The organism is Parasphingorhabdus flavimaris, assembly GCF_013371215.1.
In the GTDB taxonomy this organism is placed as follows: Bacteria; Pseudomonadota; Alphaproteobacteria; order Sphingomonadales; family Sphingomonadaceae; genus Parasphingorhabdus; species Parasphingorhabdus flavimaris.
Window position 1 is genome coordinate 143,963 of sequence record NZ_JABWMH010000005.1, and the last position, 15,346, is coordinate 159,308.

The following is a 15,346-nucleotide window of genomic DNA, read 5'->3' on the forward strand; positions in this document are numbered from 1 at the left end:
CGTCGGCATCAGCTGTTACGCGCGGTCAGACCTGCTGCTTCATAATCCGACGCCTTGAACCCGACGACCAGCTCGTCGCCATGTTCCAGCACCGGTCGTTTGATCATGCTGGGATTTTCCGCCATCACCATCACTGCCGTATCGTCGCCGATATTTTCCTTCACCATGTCGGGCAGTTTGCGGAAGGTTGTGCCGCGCTTGTTGACCAGCGCCTCCCAACCGACCTGCATAACCCACATTTCCAGCTTTTCCTTGCTGATACCCGACTTTTTATAATCGTGAAAAACATAGTTGATGCCGTTTTTCTCCATCCAGTTGCGCGCCTTCTTGATCGTGTCGCAACTGGAAATGCCGTACATTTTGGTTTCGTTACTCATGAGTCTGATCCTGTTTCTGCTGCGCTTTAAGCCAGAGACAGATGTCGTTGACCGGACATCGGTCACATTTGGGGCTCCGGGAAGTGCAGATTCTCTTCCCGAACTGGATTAGCCAGAAATGGCCGTCGCGCAAGGCCCAATCGGGACTGCGCTCTTCCAGCTGGTGCGCGGTCTTGTCCGCGGTCCGGGCATCGGTCAGGCCGATTCGGTTGCAGACACGGTGCACGTGCGTGTCCACGGCAATGACATCGGCACCAAAGGTAAAGCACATCACGATATCCGCGCATTTCCGGCCAATGCCCGGCATCGACAACAGGCCTTCGCGCGTGTCCGGCACGACACCGCCATGCTCGGCCAGCAGATATTCACAGAATTTCCGGATATTGCGGGTTTTCATATTATATAGTCCGCACGGTTTGATGGCTGCGGCGATATCCCGGTCATCCAGTTCCAGCATAGCCTCTGGCGTTTGCGCGAGGTCGAATAGAGCGCGCGCAGCCCTCGCGGTCTTGCGGTCCAGCGACTGGGCCGACAGCATGCAGGAAATACAGGACCGAAAGGCATCCGGCTGGCCCTTCGGGCCCTTGGCGTCTTTGGTGCGTCCCGGCATGGCTTCCGACAGACGGCGATAAACGGTTTCAACCTGCTGCCCGTTCAGCATGAGGCTGCCCGCGTCTCGCAATCGGCGCGCACCGGACAGAACGGACAATCCGGTCGTTTCGGCCGGCAAATAGTCTGGGCAAGGCGCTTTCCGAGCAGATGATGCTCGTCCAGATCTCCCGCCGACCATTCGGGCGGGATTGGTGGCATCAGCTCTTCATAAGCGCGCGTGGTATCGGCCTTGGCCGGCACCAGCCCCATGCGCTGCACCACGCGCCGGTGGCCGGAATCGAGCACCAGCGCCCTGCGATTGAAATGGCTGGTGTTCATGATCCCGGCGCTGATCTTGCGCGCCACCCCGGGCAAGGTCTCCAGCCAATCCATCGCTTCTGCCGTTTCCATCGGTTCAAGATGCTCCAGGCTGGCCTTGCCGCAGCGCGCAATAATTTCGCTGAGGCAGGCCTTGAGACGCTCCGCCGCCATTGCCGGGAAAGTGGCGGTCTGCAGATGGGCGCGCAATTGCTCGACAGGAGCCTCGGCGACGCGCTCCCACGATCCATATTCGGCGATCAATCGATCGGTATTGGCGTTGGACACCGCGGTTTTCGCGCGCGCGCCAATCACGCCCTGGACCAGGACCCACATCGGATCGCGGCGCTGGTCGTCGACCGGCATCACCCGGCCAAACCGCTCGATCAGCCTGCCGTGCATCCGGCGCAAAATCTCGGTGCGGTGATCGGGTCCCAGGTCGAGTTGCATCAGCGGAATATGGCCGAGCTGAGGACCGGTAGCAAGACTATGCGCCCCGCAGCCATCGACCGGTCAGTCCAGCCGGCGACCAATGGTCACAACCGGCTGCACATCATAGCCCAGCGCCTTGTAGAAACCGATCGCCGCTTCATTATCGTCACGCACCATCAACTGTATTTTCGGCGCGTTTCGTTCGCGCAGCCAAAGCTCGGCGGCCACCATCATCCTTCTGCCAAGGCCCTGCTTCTGGAAATCCGGCGTGACTGCCAGATAATAGACCCAGCCGCGATGGCCGTCAAAACCGGTCAGGACGCTGGCGGCCAGTTCACCTTCTATATGTGCCAGCAATATTGCTGATGTCTCGTTCGCCAAAGCGAGATTATAATCCGCCGACGGATCGTTCCACGGGCGGGTGAGACCACAGGCTTCCCAGAGCGCGATGACCTCGTCCCTGTCGGACTCTTTGGCGGAGGAAATCTGCATATCGATGCTAAGCCTTTACATAGCCTTCCGCCAACTGGCGGATTTTGTCATCCGGATCATACCAGGGCGCGCCGTCCGAACGCCAGATATGGGCGTCGGGCTTTTGGGTTATTTCGGTGTCCACGCAGCCCATTCTGAGCAATATCATATTCGCTTCCCGCCGCTCGGCGATCAGCTGCGATCCACAGCCGTGCAGAAATAGCGCTTCTTCCCGGGCGATGATTCATAGCTATTCAGAACGTCTGCACCGCTGGTCCATTTGAACGCGTCATAGGCTATCGGCATGACACTGGAAAAGGCCGCGCTATGGGCTTTGCGGCATGTCTGGCAGTGGCAGTGAATGATCGGCCCGTTGTCGCAATCCGCTTCATAGGTGACAGATCCGCACAGACAGCTTCCCCTGATCATTACCACTTCCTTTCGCGCGCCCGATGGCTTCAGATATCGACGATGATCTTGCCGAAATGCTGCCCCGATTCCTGGTGACGGAACGCATCGCCCAGATCGGCGAGCGGGAAGTGCTTGTCGAGCACCGGTTTCAGGCCATTGGCCTCGATCGCCGCGATCATGTCCTGCTGTTGCGACCGGCTGCCGACGGTCAGGCCCTGAACGCGCAGGTTCTTGCCCATCAGCAGGCCGGTCTGCACCGGCCCGGCAAAGCCGGTGAGCACGCCGATCAGGGCGATGTGACCGCCGATCCGGGTCGCCATCATCGACTGGTCGAGCGTCCCCGGCCCGCCGATCTCGACAACGCAATCCACGCCCTTACCACCGGTCAGTTCGAGCACCTTTGGCCCCCAGGCCTCGACTTGCTTGTAATTGATCAGATGATCCGCGCCGAGTTCCTTCAACCGCTCCAGCTTGGCGTTGGAAGAGGATGTCGCGATCACCGTCGCGCCCGCCGCCTTGGCAAATTGCAGCGCGAAGATCGATACGCCGCCGGTGCCCTGCACCAGCACCGTATCGCCGGGCTTCACGCAGCCATCGACAAACAGCGCGCGCCAGGCGGTCAGTCCCGCGCAGGTCAGGGTCGCGGCCTCGGCGGCGCTATAGCCTGCGGGCGCGCGGGTCCACGCGGTCGTCGGGCCAACCGCCTGCTCGACCGCATAGCCGTCGATCCCGTCGCCGGGCACCCGCTTGAACCCGCCTTCGGGCGGCGCCCCATCGATCCACTCGGGGAAGAAGGTCGAGACCACCAGATCGCCGACTTTAAATTCGCTGACCCCCTCGCCCACGGCGGTGACTTCACCCGCGCCATCGGACATGGGGATGCGGTTTTCGCCGGTAGGGATCATCCCCTTGACCACCGCATAATCATGATAGTTGAGGCTGGACGCCCGCAGCCGCACCGCGATTTCGCCGGAACCGGGCGCTGCCGGTTCCGGCAGGTCGACCAGCTTGAGATTGTCGAGCGATGCGGGGGCGTGGAGTTGGATGGCTTTCATGGCGGGGCTCTCCTGATTTTAATTGTCTGATTAAAATATGGTCTAGTATGGCGGTGGCGGGTGGTCAACAATTGCCGGATCATGCATCCAGAGACGGTGCCGCCCATCTTGAAAATCGGTTACCTTGACGCCATTTTGATCCTATGAAAAAGATGGTCACGAATGAAGATAAGGGCATGGAAACCGTCGACCGAGAGGCGGAACTGATGAGACGCTCGGTGGGTGCCGGAGAACAGGAAACCTCTATCGACCGTCTGCTTGACGCCGCCCGATCCGGCACGGTCGAACAGCACAAATTCTTTTCAGGGCGCAAGGCAGAGAGCCTCGGCGTGGGGCTGCGCAACGACACGATTATGCGCGAAAGCCGTCTTGCCAACTGATTGCCATGGTTGCCGGTCGACCGACCTTTTCCGTGGCAGCGGGGCCGAAAACGCAAAACCGCAAAAAATCTTCGTTCGTCCTGAGCCTGTCGAAGGACCGAGGCCTTTAACTAAATAAACCCGTCACCCTGAACTTGTTTCAGGGTCTATTTCTCCGACCTCGCAGGCTGTGATGGTATCACGATGGATGCTGAAACAAGTTCAGCATGACCGTAACTATTGTGCACAAATTATGAACCTTGTCCTTTGAAAGTCCGCCAGAGCCATCGACCAAGCAATCCAATAACAAGAGCCCCTGACATCCAGACCAATTGATTCAGTCCGGCAAGCCCAAGCCATGGATGTGCATGATCCCTTCCGAACATTCGAAAGACTTCGAATAGGGTCGGTCCCAAAATCAACAGTTCCACAATCAGCAAATATAACAACCACTGACGAGGTGATTTCCAGACAACGAACATGAAAACAACTGTCGGGATCAGGAAAAGCCGCTCGCCAATGCTCTGATCCTCCCACGAAAAATAATGCGAAGCCCAGCCGGGAAACATATTTTCCACCATGATTGATATCGCGATCAGGTAACCGATCGGAAAGACAATCCCGAAAAATCTTAACGCACGATACATTTTACGCGCGGCTCCTTACGTCGCCGAGTGAACCGAGCCATCACTCTCCGCCATGCGGCATCTTGCGATGCCGAATAAATCGGACAAACAGCCCCCGGCTGTTTGCTCCTTCCGATTTATTCCCACTCAATCGTCCCCGGCGGCTTGCTCGTATAATCGTAAACCACCCGGTTAATCCCCTTCACCTCGTTGACGATCCGGGTCGAGACACGGGTCAGGAAGCTGGCGTCGAAGGGGTAGACGTCGGCGGTCATGCCGTCGGTGCTGGTCACGGCGCGCAGGCCGCAGACATTGTCATAGGTGCGCTGGTCGCCCATCACCCCGACCGTCTTGACCGGCAACAGCACCGCAAAGGCCTGCCAGATCGCATCATACAGTCCTGCGTTGCGGATTTCCTCGAGATAGATCGCATCGGCCTTGCGCAATATGTCGCAGCGTTCCTTGGTCACTTCGCCGGGAATACGGATCGCCAGACCCGGCCCGGGGAACGGGTGGCGACCGACGAACTGATCGTTCAACCCGAGCTCGCGCCCGAGATCGCGCACTTCATCCTTGAACAGTTCGCGCAATGGTTCGACCAGCTTCATGTTCATGCGTTCCGGCAAACCGCCAACATTATGGTGCGACTTGATCGTTACGCTCGGCCCGCCAGTAAAGCTGACGCTCTCAATCACATCGGGATAGAGCGTGCCCTGGGCGAGGAAATCGGCGCCGCCAACCCGACCCGATTCCTCGTCGAACACCTCGATAAATTCGCCGCCGATAAATTTGCGCTTCTTCTCGGGGTCGGTCACGCCGGCCAGCCCCTTCATGAAGCGCGCCTCGGCATCGACCACCACCAGCGGGATATTATAATGGTCGCGGAACAATGTCTCGACCTGCTCGCGCTCGTTCATCCGCAACAGGCCATGGTCGACAAAGACACAGGTCAGCTGGTCGCCGATCGCTTCGTGGATCAGGATCGCCGCCACCGAACTGTCGACACCGCCGGACAGGCCGCAGATCACTTTCTTGTCGCCGACCTGCTCGCGGATCTCGGCGATCTTGGCGTCCTTGTACTCCGCCATCGTCCAGTCGCCGGCACAGCCGCAGACATGGCGAACGAAATTGCCGATCATCTTGCCGCCGTCGGGCGTGTGCACGACCTCGGGGTGGAATTGCGTGCCATAATAGCGCCGCTCGTCGTCCGCGATCAGCGCAAAGGGCGCGCCTTCGGTGGTCGCGACGATCCGGAAGCCGGGCGCGAATTCGGTGACCTTGTCGCCGTGGCTCATCCACACCTGATGCTTCTCCCCGACCTGCCACAGGCCATCAAACAGCACGCATTCTTCGCTGATCTCGATAAAGGCGCGACCGAATTCGCCGCCAAAGTCACCGCCGGAACCCGATTCCACCGTGCCGCCGAGCTGGTGCGTCATCACCTGCTGGCCATAGCAGATGCCGAGGATCGGCAGGCCGCTTTCGAAAATCACTTCCGGCGCGCGCGGGCTGCCTTCGTCCGGTACCCCGGCGGGCGAACCGGAGAGGATGATCCCCTTGGGTTTCAGCCGGTGAAAGGCCTCTTCCGCCATGTTGAACGGAGCGATCTCCGAATAGACCCCCGCCTCGCGCACCCGGCGGGCGATAAGCTGCGTGACCTGAGAGCCGAAATCGACGATCAGAATGGTTTCTTCATGAGCTATGGACATGGCTTAGCCGCTTAGTGGGCCGCCCCATTCGAGTCTAGTGCCTTTGTCTCTTGTCGCGACAATTTGCGGACCGGCTCAGGCCATCGCCAGCTCGCCGAGAAAAACCGCGAGAATCACGCCGATTGCGGTCGCGATTCCGGCCAAATGATGGTCCTCCTGATAGGCCTTGGGAAAGACCTCGGTCGCCAGCGAGGCAACCACCGCACCGGCGGCAAAACAGCGGGTCGCGGCCAGCACATGCGGAGAGACGCCGTCGAGTGCGAAATATCCGATGATCGCTGCGGCGGATAATATCAGCGCCGTCAGCGTCCACAGGCCCAGCGTCTTGCCCTTCGACAGCCCGTTTCCAACCATCTGCTTGGCCCCGCCAGCGGCTTCCGGCAGGTTGGACAGCAGGATCGCTCCGGCCAGCGCCGTCACTTCGATCGGCGCCGCCCCGATCAGCGCCACCCCGAGCGCCAGATTCTCCGGCACCCCGTCGAGCGTGATCGCGGCGAGCAAACCGCCACCGCCTTCCGGTCCCCATTTTTCGTCAATCCAGAAGTCGACAACGGAAAACACCACCGCGCCGGCCGCGACCGAGCCCAGCCCGACCCAGAGATTGCTTTGCGCAATGGCCGGCTGGATCATCTCGCTCACCAGTGACACCACCAGCGCGCCGCCCGCCAGGGCAATGACAAAGCCCTCGGTCTTGCCCGATATCTTTCCGTAAATGCCCCAGAGCGCGCCCGCGATCAGCGCCGCCGAAACCACCACCACGACAAATACGGTCATCAACATTGCCTGACAACGCCTTTCCGCAAACTAGCTTGCCTCGACCAAATCCCGCAATTCGGTTTTCAGGATCTTGCCGATATGGCTGCGCGGCAATTCGTCGATCAGGCGCAGTTCCGACAGCCGCTGGGTCTTGCCGAGATCCGCATTGGTTGCCGCCTTCAGCGCGTCGAGATCGAGCGTCACCCCGGCTTCGGCGACGACAAAGCCGACCGGCGTCTCGCCCCATTGCCGCGAAGCCACCCCGATAACCGCCGCATCCGCCACGCCCGGCTGCGCCATCAAAGCTTCTTCCAGATCGCGCGGATAGATATTGAAGCCGCCCGAGATGATCATGTCCTTCGACCGGCCCATCAGCGTGATGAAGCCGTCCGCGTCGACCTTGCCGATATCCCCCATCCGCTGCCAGCGGTCGCCATTTTCGTCATACCAGCTGGCTTCCGCGGTCTTCTCCGGCTGATTCTGATAGCCCGACATCATCGTCTGAGACCGGCCGACCAGCTCGCCCATTTCGCCTGCGGGCAGCCGGTTGAGCCGCTCGTCGACGGTGATCACCTCGCTGCCGCCCCAGGCGATGCCGACCGTGTGCAACTTGTCCGGATGCTCGTGGGCGAGCAACAGACAGACCACCCCGCCCTCGGTCATCGAATATATCTCGATCAGCCCGCCCGGCATGCGCTCCAGCACTTCCGCCTTGAGCTCCGCCGAAAAAGGCGCGCTGGTGCAATATTTATGGGTCATCGCGCCCAGATCATAATCGTCAAAACCTTCATAATCCATCAGCCGCTGATATTGGACCGGCACCAGCATGGTGTGGCTGGCCCGGTGCTCCTGCGCCAGTTCCAGCCAGCGCTGGCAATCGAACTTGCCCATCATCACGATCGTCCCGCCATAGGCAATGGTCGGGGTGAACAGCGCCAGCGTCGTGTTCGAATAAAGCGGCGTCGACAGCAGGGTCACCTGCCCGGGCTTGCCGTAGCCGGTGCCCTCACCGACGGCCGCCTGATACCAGCGCATCTGGCGGCTGTGGACAATGCCCTTCGGCGTCCCGGTGGTGCCGCTGGAATAGATGATATTATAGGGGTCTTTCGGGCCGACGCCCGTTTCCGCTGGCCTCGCGCCCTCATCCGCCATCCAGTCAAAGATCATCGGCGCGTCATCCGCCGCCTGATCGAGCATGACATGTTTGAGCGGCGGCAATTCTTCCCCGCTCTCGAGAAGCTCCACCCGCTTGGCGCTGTCGATAAACAGATGCATCGCGCCACTGTCGCGCATCATGTTGGCCAGCTGCTTCGGCGTCGCCGAAGTCGTCAGCGGAGCGGCACAACCGCCCGCGACAATCGCGCCGAGATAGGCCAGCGCGTAACGCACCGTGGTCGTCCCCAAAATCGCAACCGCCTGCCCCTTCTGCAGCCCGTCCGCCTGCAGTTGCGCCGCAATCCGGTTGACCAGCGCCGCCGTCTCCGCCCAGCTCAGCTTTTCCGCGCTGTCGTCCAGCGCGATCCGGTCGGGCTGGTTGACCGCATGGGCGTTGATGAGATCTGCGATCTGGCCAAAGGGCTGCTCGAGATAGCGGGCGGGGTCTATATGTTTCATCAAGCGATTAATTCCGCATATCGGTTTGAAATGCAATGGCTATCCGAGCGGTTTGTTCTTTTGAACAGGTAGGGAAAATTTTCACGCGAAGACGCGAAGCCGCCAAGAGCGATCATTATTGACGATCCGTCGGAGACCCAGTTTGAAAGTCGGAGCGTCGAAATTCAACCCTGTAGACAAATCACCGTCATTGCGAGGAGCGCAGCGACGCGGCAATCCAGAGCGTCTTGCCGGAATCATCAGCGCGTGCCGCCCTGGTTTACCACGCTACGCTCGCAATGACGTCCTTGACCTTCACTGCCCCAATCACCGACCCCTTCGCGCCTTAGCGTCTTCGCGTGACAAAATTACACCCAGATCGCCGTTAGCAGCACACTTACTAGTAGATTACATGACGTGGATAAAATCCACACGATGGCGAAGTTGTTTTCAACAAGCCGAGATGAATTTTCACGCGAAGACGCTAAGGATGATGGTTATTGACGATCCGTTTGAGTCCCAGTTTGAAAGTCGGAGCACCGAAATTCATCAGCAGACCAAGGGGCAGATGCATGAGCCGCAGGTAGGTTAACAGTTGTTTGCCGTGAACCGGCATCATGTTTTCCGAGGATTTGAGTTCGATCAGAAGCTTGTCTTCGACAAGAAGATCGTAGCGGAATGCATCTTTGATCACCAATCCGTCGAACCGGATCTCGACCGGCTTTTGCCGGTCTATTTTCAAACCACGGCGCTCGATGCTTCTGGCCAAAACCCGTTCATAAACCATCTCCAGCAAACCGGGGCCCAGCTCCTTGTGAATCCGGAACCCGCAGTCAATCGCGACGGTCGCCAAATATTCAATCTGTTGCCCCAATCACCGGCCTCTTCGCGCCTTAGCGTCTTCGCGTGATAAAATTAGTCCCAGATCATCCTTAGCAGAAAATTGGCGACTTGCCTCCATCTCCGATTGACCCTTCCGGTCAATCTCGCAACCGGTCCAGCTTCGCGCGAACGTCCTGCAGCAGCGGCAATAGCTGCGCCAAAGTCTCGCGCGACAATACAGCATCCGCATCCGCAAGCGGCCCCGCCAGCCGCTGCAGACATAGCTCGCGCATTTTCACGCCCGCCGCCGTCACCGAGACCAGCTTGGCCCGGCCGTCCTCCGGGTCCGGTCTGATCGCCACCAGCCCCGCCTTTTCCATCCGCGCCAAGGTGCTGGTCACGGTCGGGCGGGTGATCTGGAAGGCGCTGGCCAGCTGTGCCGGCGATTGCTGGTCATGACCGAGCCGGACAAAATGATTGAGCACGGTGAATTGCGCGATCGTCATCCCCTTTGGCAATACAGAAGCAAAACCCGCCTGGGCCAGCTGGTTGATGATAGCGATCTCGGTAAACAGCTGAAAGACCGGAGGCCCCTTATTGCTCATCGTCGGTACGCCTATGCCATATGGCTGTTGAGCGGCCAGCGCGGGCTTGGTCCGATGGGCGGACCATAGCCGACCCGCGCGAGCATCTGGACCCGCTCGTCACCGGTTGCGCCGAGCAGCTTGTGCACGGCGCGATAAGGGCCGGCGACCTCTTCATATTCCTGCAGGCTCTGGCTCATCGGGTGCATCGCCAGCCCCAATATCGTTGCCTGGAGATTGGCGCGGACATATTGGCGACCCGCCTCGATCTGGTCAGCGCGCCTATTGCCGGGCGTGGTAATCCAGATCAGCGCCGGCACCGAGCCGTAGGTCTCGCGCATTTGCTCGCGGCCGAACGAGAAAGCCTGGCTGCTGGTGTCGGCGAGCTGCTCGCGATTGATCTGGCCGGTCACGATACCGGCCTCGATCATCGGTCCGGAGAGCGAGATGCCGTCAGGACTGGCGTCAATCTGCCGATGGCCGATCCGCATCAGGTCGACGCTTTCCTGATAGGGTGCCTCGGTCATCAATTCGATATCGATCGCCGCAACAATCTGCTTTCGCAACCGCTCGACAAATTCGGGGTCTGCGGAAAAGGCACCGCCGTCCAGGGTGATCGTTTCGAGCTGGATATCCCGGACCTTTCTCGAAAGATCATAGACCTCCCTGTTGGAACGACGCCGGGTGATCGCGGAAAATAGATGGTCCCGTTCGGCACCCTCGGTCCTGACAAATTTCACGCGGGCCACAGGACGCTCGTCGAACCGGGGCTGCGCATCTCCGTCCGCGAACAGCTCTGTCTCCATCGCATAGCCACGCTCGGACGCCGCGATCCGGGCAGTCTCCAGAAACGTGCCGAAGCCGATGGTGGTCTGCCGGTCAAACGGGTCTGTGGCGGGCAGTCGCCTGGCAAGATCGCAGCTGATCTCGGCCGCGTCGTCCCCGACCAGTCGAATCAGCCAAGGCTGCAGGTTGTGCGGATTGGGGGCCAGGATGGCGTGGCGGAATGCATCGAGCCGGATATCGTCCGGCGGCGGACTATCGAGATTCCATGGTGCAAAAGCCGACTGCGGCATTCTGGTGACCCGCCAGACTCCACCCGCGCTGATGAGAGCGAGACCCCCGAAGCCTGCGCCCAATACCATTCTGCGACTGACCATATCCGAATCTCCAGATCCATTCGATAGCGTTCCTTATAGTTCGATATCGAATTAAAATCAAGGAACCTCGGTAAGTGCGGTCTCCTCTCCCGCGAAAATGGTCGCCCCAGCGCAGGCTGGGGCCTAGATCAAGCTCCGGCATATCCCGCAATTATGCCTGAATTCCAGCCGGCGCCGGGATGGTGTTGTGAATGAAGGCAAGCGAGAAGAAAATGATCGAGACCGGAGTGCGAACCTATCCCGCCACCAGCACGACGAACAGGCTCTCCACCCATCCGCTCTTGCACGGTCCGTCATAATTGCGCTTGGCGCGGACCGGAGAGGATACGCCGCAATCGACGGAGCTGTCTGCCTCGGTCGCCCCGGCGGATTGCTTGTCATAGACAATACCGAACCATTGCTGGTCGTGGCTGCGGGTACAGACATAGACGGTCTGGCCGGGTGATAGGCTGTCGATTTTCTCTGCCGAATCAAACGGAGCGCTCAGCACCGGCAGCGAGCCGCTGACATGGCCGCCGACCTCGCCGACCGACTGGCAGGCATCGAAACGGGGGCCGCCTTCGCCGATCCGCACCGGCTTGGCCGATGGCCCGGTCACAACCCGCTCGGCACGGCCGGTGGGATTGTCGAGATAGTCGCTGCTGTCGGCCAGATCATCGCTGACCTTGGTGGATTCGGAGCAGCCTGTGACGGCGAGACACAATATGGAAGCGGCGAGCAGTGTTCTGTTCATGACAGAGGTTTAGCGCAAAAGCGGGGCCTTTGGGAAGCTGCGAATAAATTGCGGCGGCTGCCGATGTTCGTCGGGGCTGCTGAGCTCATATCCTGACGTTCGTCCTGAGCCTTCACAACACGATCTGGGTCTGGGTCACCACCGCCACCAGGGTCCCAACCTCCAGCGTGATCCTGGTCTGCCAGACCGACTGGCGCCGGCCGATCTTGAACGGGGTGGCTTCGCCATAGACGATCGAACCTTCGGGCGCCGCGTTGAGGAAGTTGGTCTTGCTTTCGGAAGTCGTCGTGCCGTTCGACCCTTCGGGCAGATTGGCAAAGCCGCCAAAGGCGCCCAGCACATCGGCAAAGGTCATCACCGCGCCGCCGTGGATACTCGGCGTGCCCCGCCCGTTGCCGGCGGTACAGAGCTCCGGTCGTACGAGCATTTCACCGCTCACCTTTTCCTTGTCCATGGAAGTGATGATTATGCCCATAGTTTTGGCAAAAGGAATCATATCGGCAGGATTGGTCATGAATCGGGTCCTTTTTGGTTCTCGTACACGCGAAGACACGACAGATGTCGCACAAAGCCACAGGGTCACAAAGCGCTTTCAACAGGTTGTCAAAACAGCCTTTCCGTCCTCCGTTTTCAGCTCCGATTCTCCGTGACCTTTGCGGCTTCGCGCGAGAATTTCATTGCCAATCCAAAATCAGCATAAATTATTGATTTTAAATGCTTTTAATATCGCCAAATCCAACATTTTCCTTGGGTTTACCGGCCCCAGCGGCTATGGTCTCGCGATGAACGATATTACCCAGAACGAAACCCCGGAAGATGCTTCCAAGTCTTCCAATCAAAACGAATATGGCGCCGATTCCATCAAGGTTCTCAAGGGCCTGGATGCGGTTCGCAAACGCCCCGGCATGTATATCGGCGACACCGATGACGGCAGCGGCCTGCATCATATGGTTTTCGAAGTATCGGATAACGCGATCGACGAGGCTCTCGCCGGTCATTGCGACCTGATCCTCATCACCCTCAACCCCGACGGCAGCGTATCGGTCGAGGACAATGGTCGCGGTATTCCCACGGGAATGCACAGCGAGGAAGGCGTGTCGGCAGCCGAGGTCATCATGACCCAGCTCCACGCCGGCGGCAAGTTCGAGAACACCTCTGACGACAATGCCTACAAGGTCTCCGGCGGTCTGCACGGCGTCGGCGTATCGGTGGTCAATGCCCTGTCCGAATGGCTGGAGCTGGACATCTGGCGCGACGGCAAGCAGCACAACATGCGCTTCGAGTTCGGCGATGCCGTCCGCGCGCTGGAAGTGGTCGGCGATGCCCCGCCGGCGGACAACAAGACCGGTGTGAAAAAGGGTACGAAAGTCACCTTCTTCCCCTCGCCCGCGACCTTCAAGATCACCGAATTCGACTTCGAGAAGCTCGAGCACCGCTACCGCGAGCTCGCCTTTCTCAACAGCGGCGTACACATCATCCTGCGCGACGCGCGGCATGAGGAAGCGAAAGAAATAGATCTCTATTACGAGGGCGGAATTGCCGCTTTCGTGCAATATCTCGACCGCAACAAGACGCCGCTGGTACCCGAACCGATCGCCATCCACGGCGACCGCGACGATGTCATCATCGACGTCGCGCTGGAGTGGAACGACAGCTATTATGAAAATGTCCTCTGCTTCACCAACAATATCCCGCAGCGCGATGGCGGCACCCATCTCGCCGCCTTCCGCTCGGCGCTGACCCGGACGCTCAACAATTATGCCGAAAGCTCCGGCGCACTCAAAAAAGAGAAGGTCAAGTTGACCGGCGACGACATGCGCGAAGGCCTGTCGGCGATCGTGTCGGTAAAACTGCCCGATCCGAAATTCAGCTCGCAGACCAAGGACAAGCTGGTTTCTTCCGAAGTGCGCCAGCCGCTGGAAAGTCTGATGGCCGACAAGCTCGCCGAATGGCTGGAAGAAAATCCGCAAAATGCCGCCATGGTCATCCAGAAGGTGATCGACGCCGCCGCCGCCCGCGAAGCCGCGAAAAAGGCGCGCGAACTGACTCGCCGCAAGGGCGCGATGGACATTGCCTCGCTGCCCGGCAAGCTCGCCGATTGCCGCGAGAAAGACGCGAGCAAATGCGAACTCTTCCTGGTGGAAGGGGACTCCGCTGGCGGATCGGCCAAGCAGGGTCGCGACAGCATGTATCAGGCGATCCTGCCGCTCAAGGGCAAGATCCTCAACGTCGAACGCGCGCGCTTTGACCGGATGCTCTCGTCCAAGGAAGTCGGCACGCTGATCCAGGCGATGGGCACCGGCATCGGGCGCGAGGATTTCAATCTGGAAAAGCTGCGTTATCACAAGATCGTCATCATGACCGATGCTGACGTCGACGGCGCGCATATCCGCACCCTGCTGCTGACCTTCTTCTATCGCCAGATGCCCGAGATCATTCTCAATGGCCATCTCTACATTGCCCAGCCACCGCTCTACAAAGTCGGCAAGGGCAAGAGCGAGGTCTATCTCAAGGACGACAATGCGCTCGACCAATATCTGGTCGAGGCCGGTCTCAAGGGCATGGTCCTGCAAACCGGAGAAGGCGCACGCAGTGGCGAAGATCTTCGCGGTCTGATCGAACATGCGCGGCGCATGCGCAGCCTGATGACTTATGTGCCACGACGTTATGACAGCACGATTGTCGAGGGCATGGCTCTCACCGGCGCACTCAACCCCGATCATGGCCATGCAGAACGGCAAGCCGCCGTCGATGCGACCGCCGCCTGGATGGACAAGGTTGACGAGGAAGGACGCTGGTCCGGCCAGGTTTCGGAAGAAGGCGGCTATCTGTTCCAGCGTTTCTGGCGCGGCGTCACCGATCACCATATCATTGAGGCAAAATTTCTCGAGAGCGCCGAAGGCCGCAAGTTGCACCGGCTCGCGTCGGAAGAAACCGCAACCTATGGCAGCAGCAGCCGTCTCGTTAAATCGGCCGCAGGCGACGGGGAAGCCAGTGATGAAGATGTCATCGGCTCCGACGGCACGCTGATCACCCGTCCGTCCGAATTGCTCGATACGGTAATGGCCGCAGGCCGCAAGGGTCTGGCGATTTCCCGCTACAAAGGCCTAGGCGAAATGAATGCCGAACAGCTGTGGGAAACCACGCTCGATCCCGAGGTCCGGTCGCTGCTTCAGGTCACCGTCGAACAGGCTGATGTTACCGATGACATCTTCACCAAGCTGATGGGCGAAGTGGTTGAACCGCGACGCGAGTTCATCGTCGACAATGCGCTGAACGTGGCCAATCTGGACGTTTAATCGACTCCATGAGGCGAAGGATGGCGAAACGCCAACCTTCGCCCGAGCGG

Annotated in this window: 18 protein-coding genes; 2 read left to right on the forward strand and 16 right to left on the reverse strand. The window is 59.6% G+C overall.

Annotated elements, in window-relative coordinates; all coding sequences use genetic code 11:
* Positions 1-8: 8 nt before the first annotated feature.
* The 7 genes from HUO14_RS15310 to HUO14_RS15335 form a co-directional block, all read right to left on the reverse strand.
* Complete coding sequence (locus HUO14_RS15310) at positions 9-377, reverse strand: ArsC family reductase (protein WP_176280713.1); 369 nt, start codon at positions 375-377, stop codon at positions 9-11.
* Complete coding sequence (locus tag HUO14_RS15315; RefSeq protein ID WP_176280714.1) at positions 370-1,038, reverse strand: endonuclease III domain-containing protein; 669 nt, start codon at positions 1,036-1,038, stop codon at positions 370-372. The genes HUO14_RS15310 and HUO14_RS15315 overlap by 8 nt, the downstream gene beginning before the upstream one ends.
* Entirely contained in the window at positions 1,032-1,736 is a 705-nt protein-coding gene (locus tag HUO14_RS15320; protein ID WP_176280715.1) for an endonuclease III domain-containing protein, read from the reverse strand. The genes HUO14_RS15315 and HUO14_RS15320 overlap by 7 nt, the downstream gene beginning before the upstream one ends.
* 63 nt (positions 1,737-1,799) lie before the next feature.
* Positions 1,800-2,210 (reverse strand): GNAT family acetyltransferase, encoded by a 411-nt coding sequence (locus HUO14_RS15325; protein ID WP_176280716.1) that lies wholly within the window; start codon positions 2,208-2,210, stop codon positions 1,800-1,802.
* A gap of 7 nt (positions 2,211-2,217) precedes the next feature.
* Positions 2,218-2,358, reverse strand: coding sequence for a GFA family protein (locus tag HUO14_RS16190; protein ID WP_217908044.1), 141 nt, complete (start codon positions 2,356-2,358; stop codon positions 2,218-2,220).
* Positions 2,359-2,381: 23 nt separating this feature from the next.
* Positions 2,382-2,618 (reverse strand): GFA family protein, encoded by a 237-nt coding sequence (locus HUO14_RS16195; RefSeq protein ID WP_217908045.1) that lies wholly within the window; start codon positions 2,616-2,618, stop codon positions 2,382-2,384.
* A 29-nt stretch (positions 2,619-2,647) separates the two neighbouring features.
* Positions 2,648-3,655, reverse strand: a complete 1,008-nt coding sequence (locus tag HUO14_RS15335) for a zinc-dependent alcohol dehydrogenase family protein (RefSeq protein WP_176280717.1) — start codon at positions 3,653-3,655, stop codon at positions 2,648-2,650.
* Positions 3,656-3,861: 206 nt separating this feature from the next.
* Between HUO14_RS15335 and HUO14_RS15340 the strand changes: the two genes are divergently transcribed.
* The gene (locus tag HUO14_RS15340) at positions 3,862-4,035 is read left to right on the forward strand and encodes a hypothetical protein (RefSeq protein WP_176280718.1); all 174 of its coding nucleotides are present in this window, start codon (positions 3,862-3,864) and stop codon (positions 4,033-4,035) included.
* A gap of 230 nt (positions 4,036-4,265) precedes the next feature.
* Here HUO14_RS15340 and HUO14_RS15345 read toward each other — a convergent pair whose 3' ends face one another.
* From HUO14_RS15345 to HUO14_RS15385, 9 genes are all read right to left on the reverse strand, one after another.
* Positions 4,266-4,661, reverse strand: coding sequence for a hypothetical protein (locus tag HUO14_RS15345; RefSeq protein WP_176280719.1), 396 nt, complete (start codon positions 4,659-4,661; stop codon positions 4,266-4,268).
* A gap of 116 nt (positions 4,662-4,777) precedes the next feature.
* Positions 4,778-6,349, reverse strand: coding sequence for a glutamine-hydrolyzing GMP synthase (gene guaA / locus HUO14_RS15350; protein WP_176280720.1), 1,572 nt, complete (start codon positions 6,347-6,349; stop codon positions 4,778-4,780).
* Between the two features lie 75 nt (positions 6,350-6,424).
* Positions 6,425-7,123: a ZIP family metal transporter gene (locus HUO14_RS15355; RefSeq protein ID WP_246255713.1), complete on the reverse strand. Its 699-nt coding sequence runs from the start codon at positions 7,121-7,123 to the stop codon at positions 6,425-6,427.
* Between the two features lie 30 nt (positions 7,124-7,153).
* Complete coding sequence (locus tag HUO14_RS15360) at positions 7,154-8,719, reverse strand: class I adenylate-forming enzyme family protein (RefSeq protein WP_176280722.1); 1,566 nt, start codon at positions 8,717-8,719, stop codon at positions 7,154-7,156.
* Between the two features lie 463 nt (positions 8,720-9,182).
* A complete protein-coding gene (locus HUO14_RS15365; protein WP_246255715.1) occupies positions 9,183-9,551 on the reverse strand; it encodes a GxxExxY protein in 369 nt (122 codons plus the stop codon).
* Positions 9,552-9,678: 127 nt separating this feature from the next.
* On the reverse strand, positions 9,679-10,125 hold the full coding sequence (locus HUO14_RS15370) for a MarR family winged helix-turn-helix transcriptional regulator (protein ID WP_176280724.1): 447 nt from the start codon (positions 10,123-10,125) through the stop codon (positions 9,679-9,681).
* Between the two features lie 11 nt (positions 10,126-10,136).
* Positions 10,137-11,264, reverse strand: a complete 1,128-nt coding sequence (locus HUO14_RS15375) for an Acg family FMN-binding oxidoreductase (protein ID WP_176280725.1) — start codon at positions 11,262-11,264, stop codon at positions 10,137-10,139.
* A gap of 235 nt (positions 11,265-11,499) precedes the next feature.
* Positions 11,500-11,997: a hypothetical protein gene (locus tag HUO14_RS15380; protein WP_176280726.1), complete on the reverse strand. Its 498-nt coding sequence runs from the start codon at positions 11,995-11,997 to the stop codon at positions 11,500-11,502.
* A gap of 112 nt (positions 11,998-12,109) precedes the next feature.
* Positions 12,110-12,511, reverse strand: a complete 402-nt coding sequence (locus HUO14_RS15385) for a PaaI family thioesterase (protein ID WP_176280727.1) — start codon at positions 12,509-12,511, stop codon at positions 12,110-12,112.
* A gap of 268 nt (positions 12,512-12,779) precedes the next feature.
* On the opposite strand from HUO14_RS15385, the gene gyrB reads away from it, so the two are divergent.
* A complete protein-coding gene (gyrB, locus tag HUO14_RS15390; protein ID WP_176280862.1) occupies positions 12,780-15,296 on the forward strand; it encodes a DNA topoisomerase (ATP-hydrolyzing) subunit B in 2,517 nt (838 codons plus the stop codon).
* The last annotated feature ends 50 nt before the right edge of the window (positions 15,297-15,346 follow it).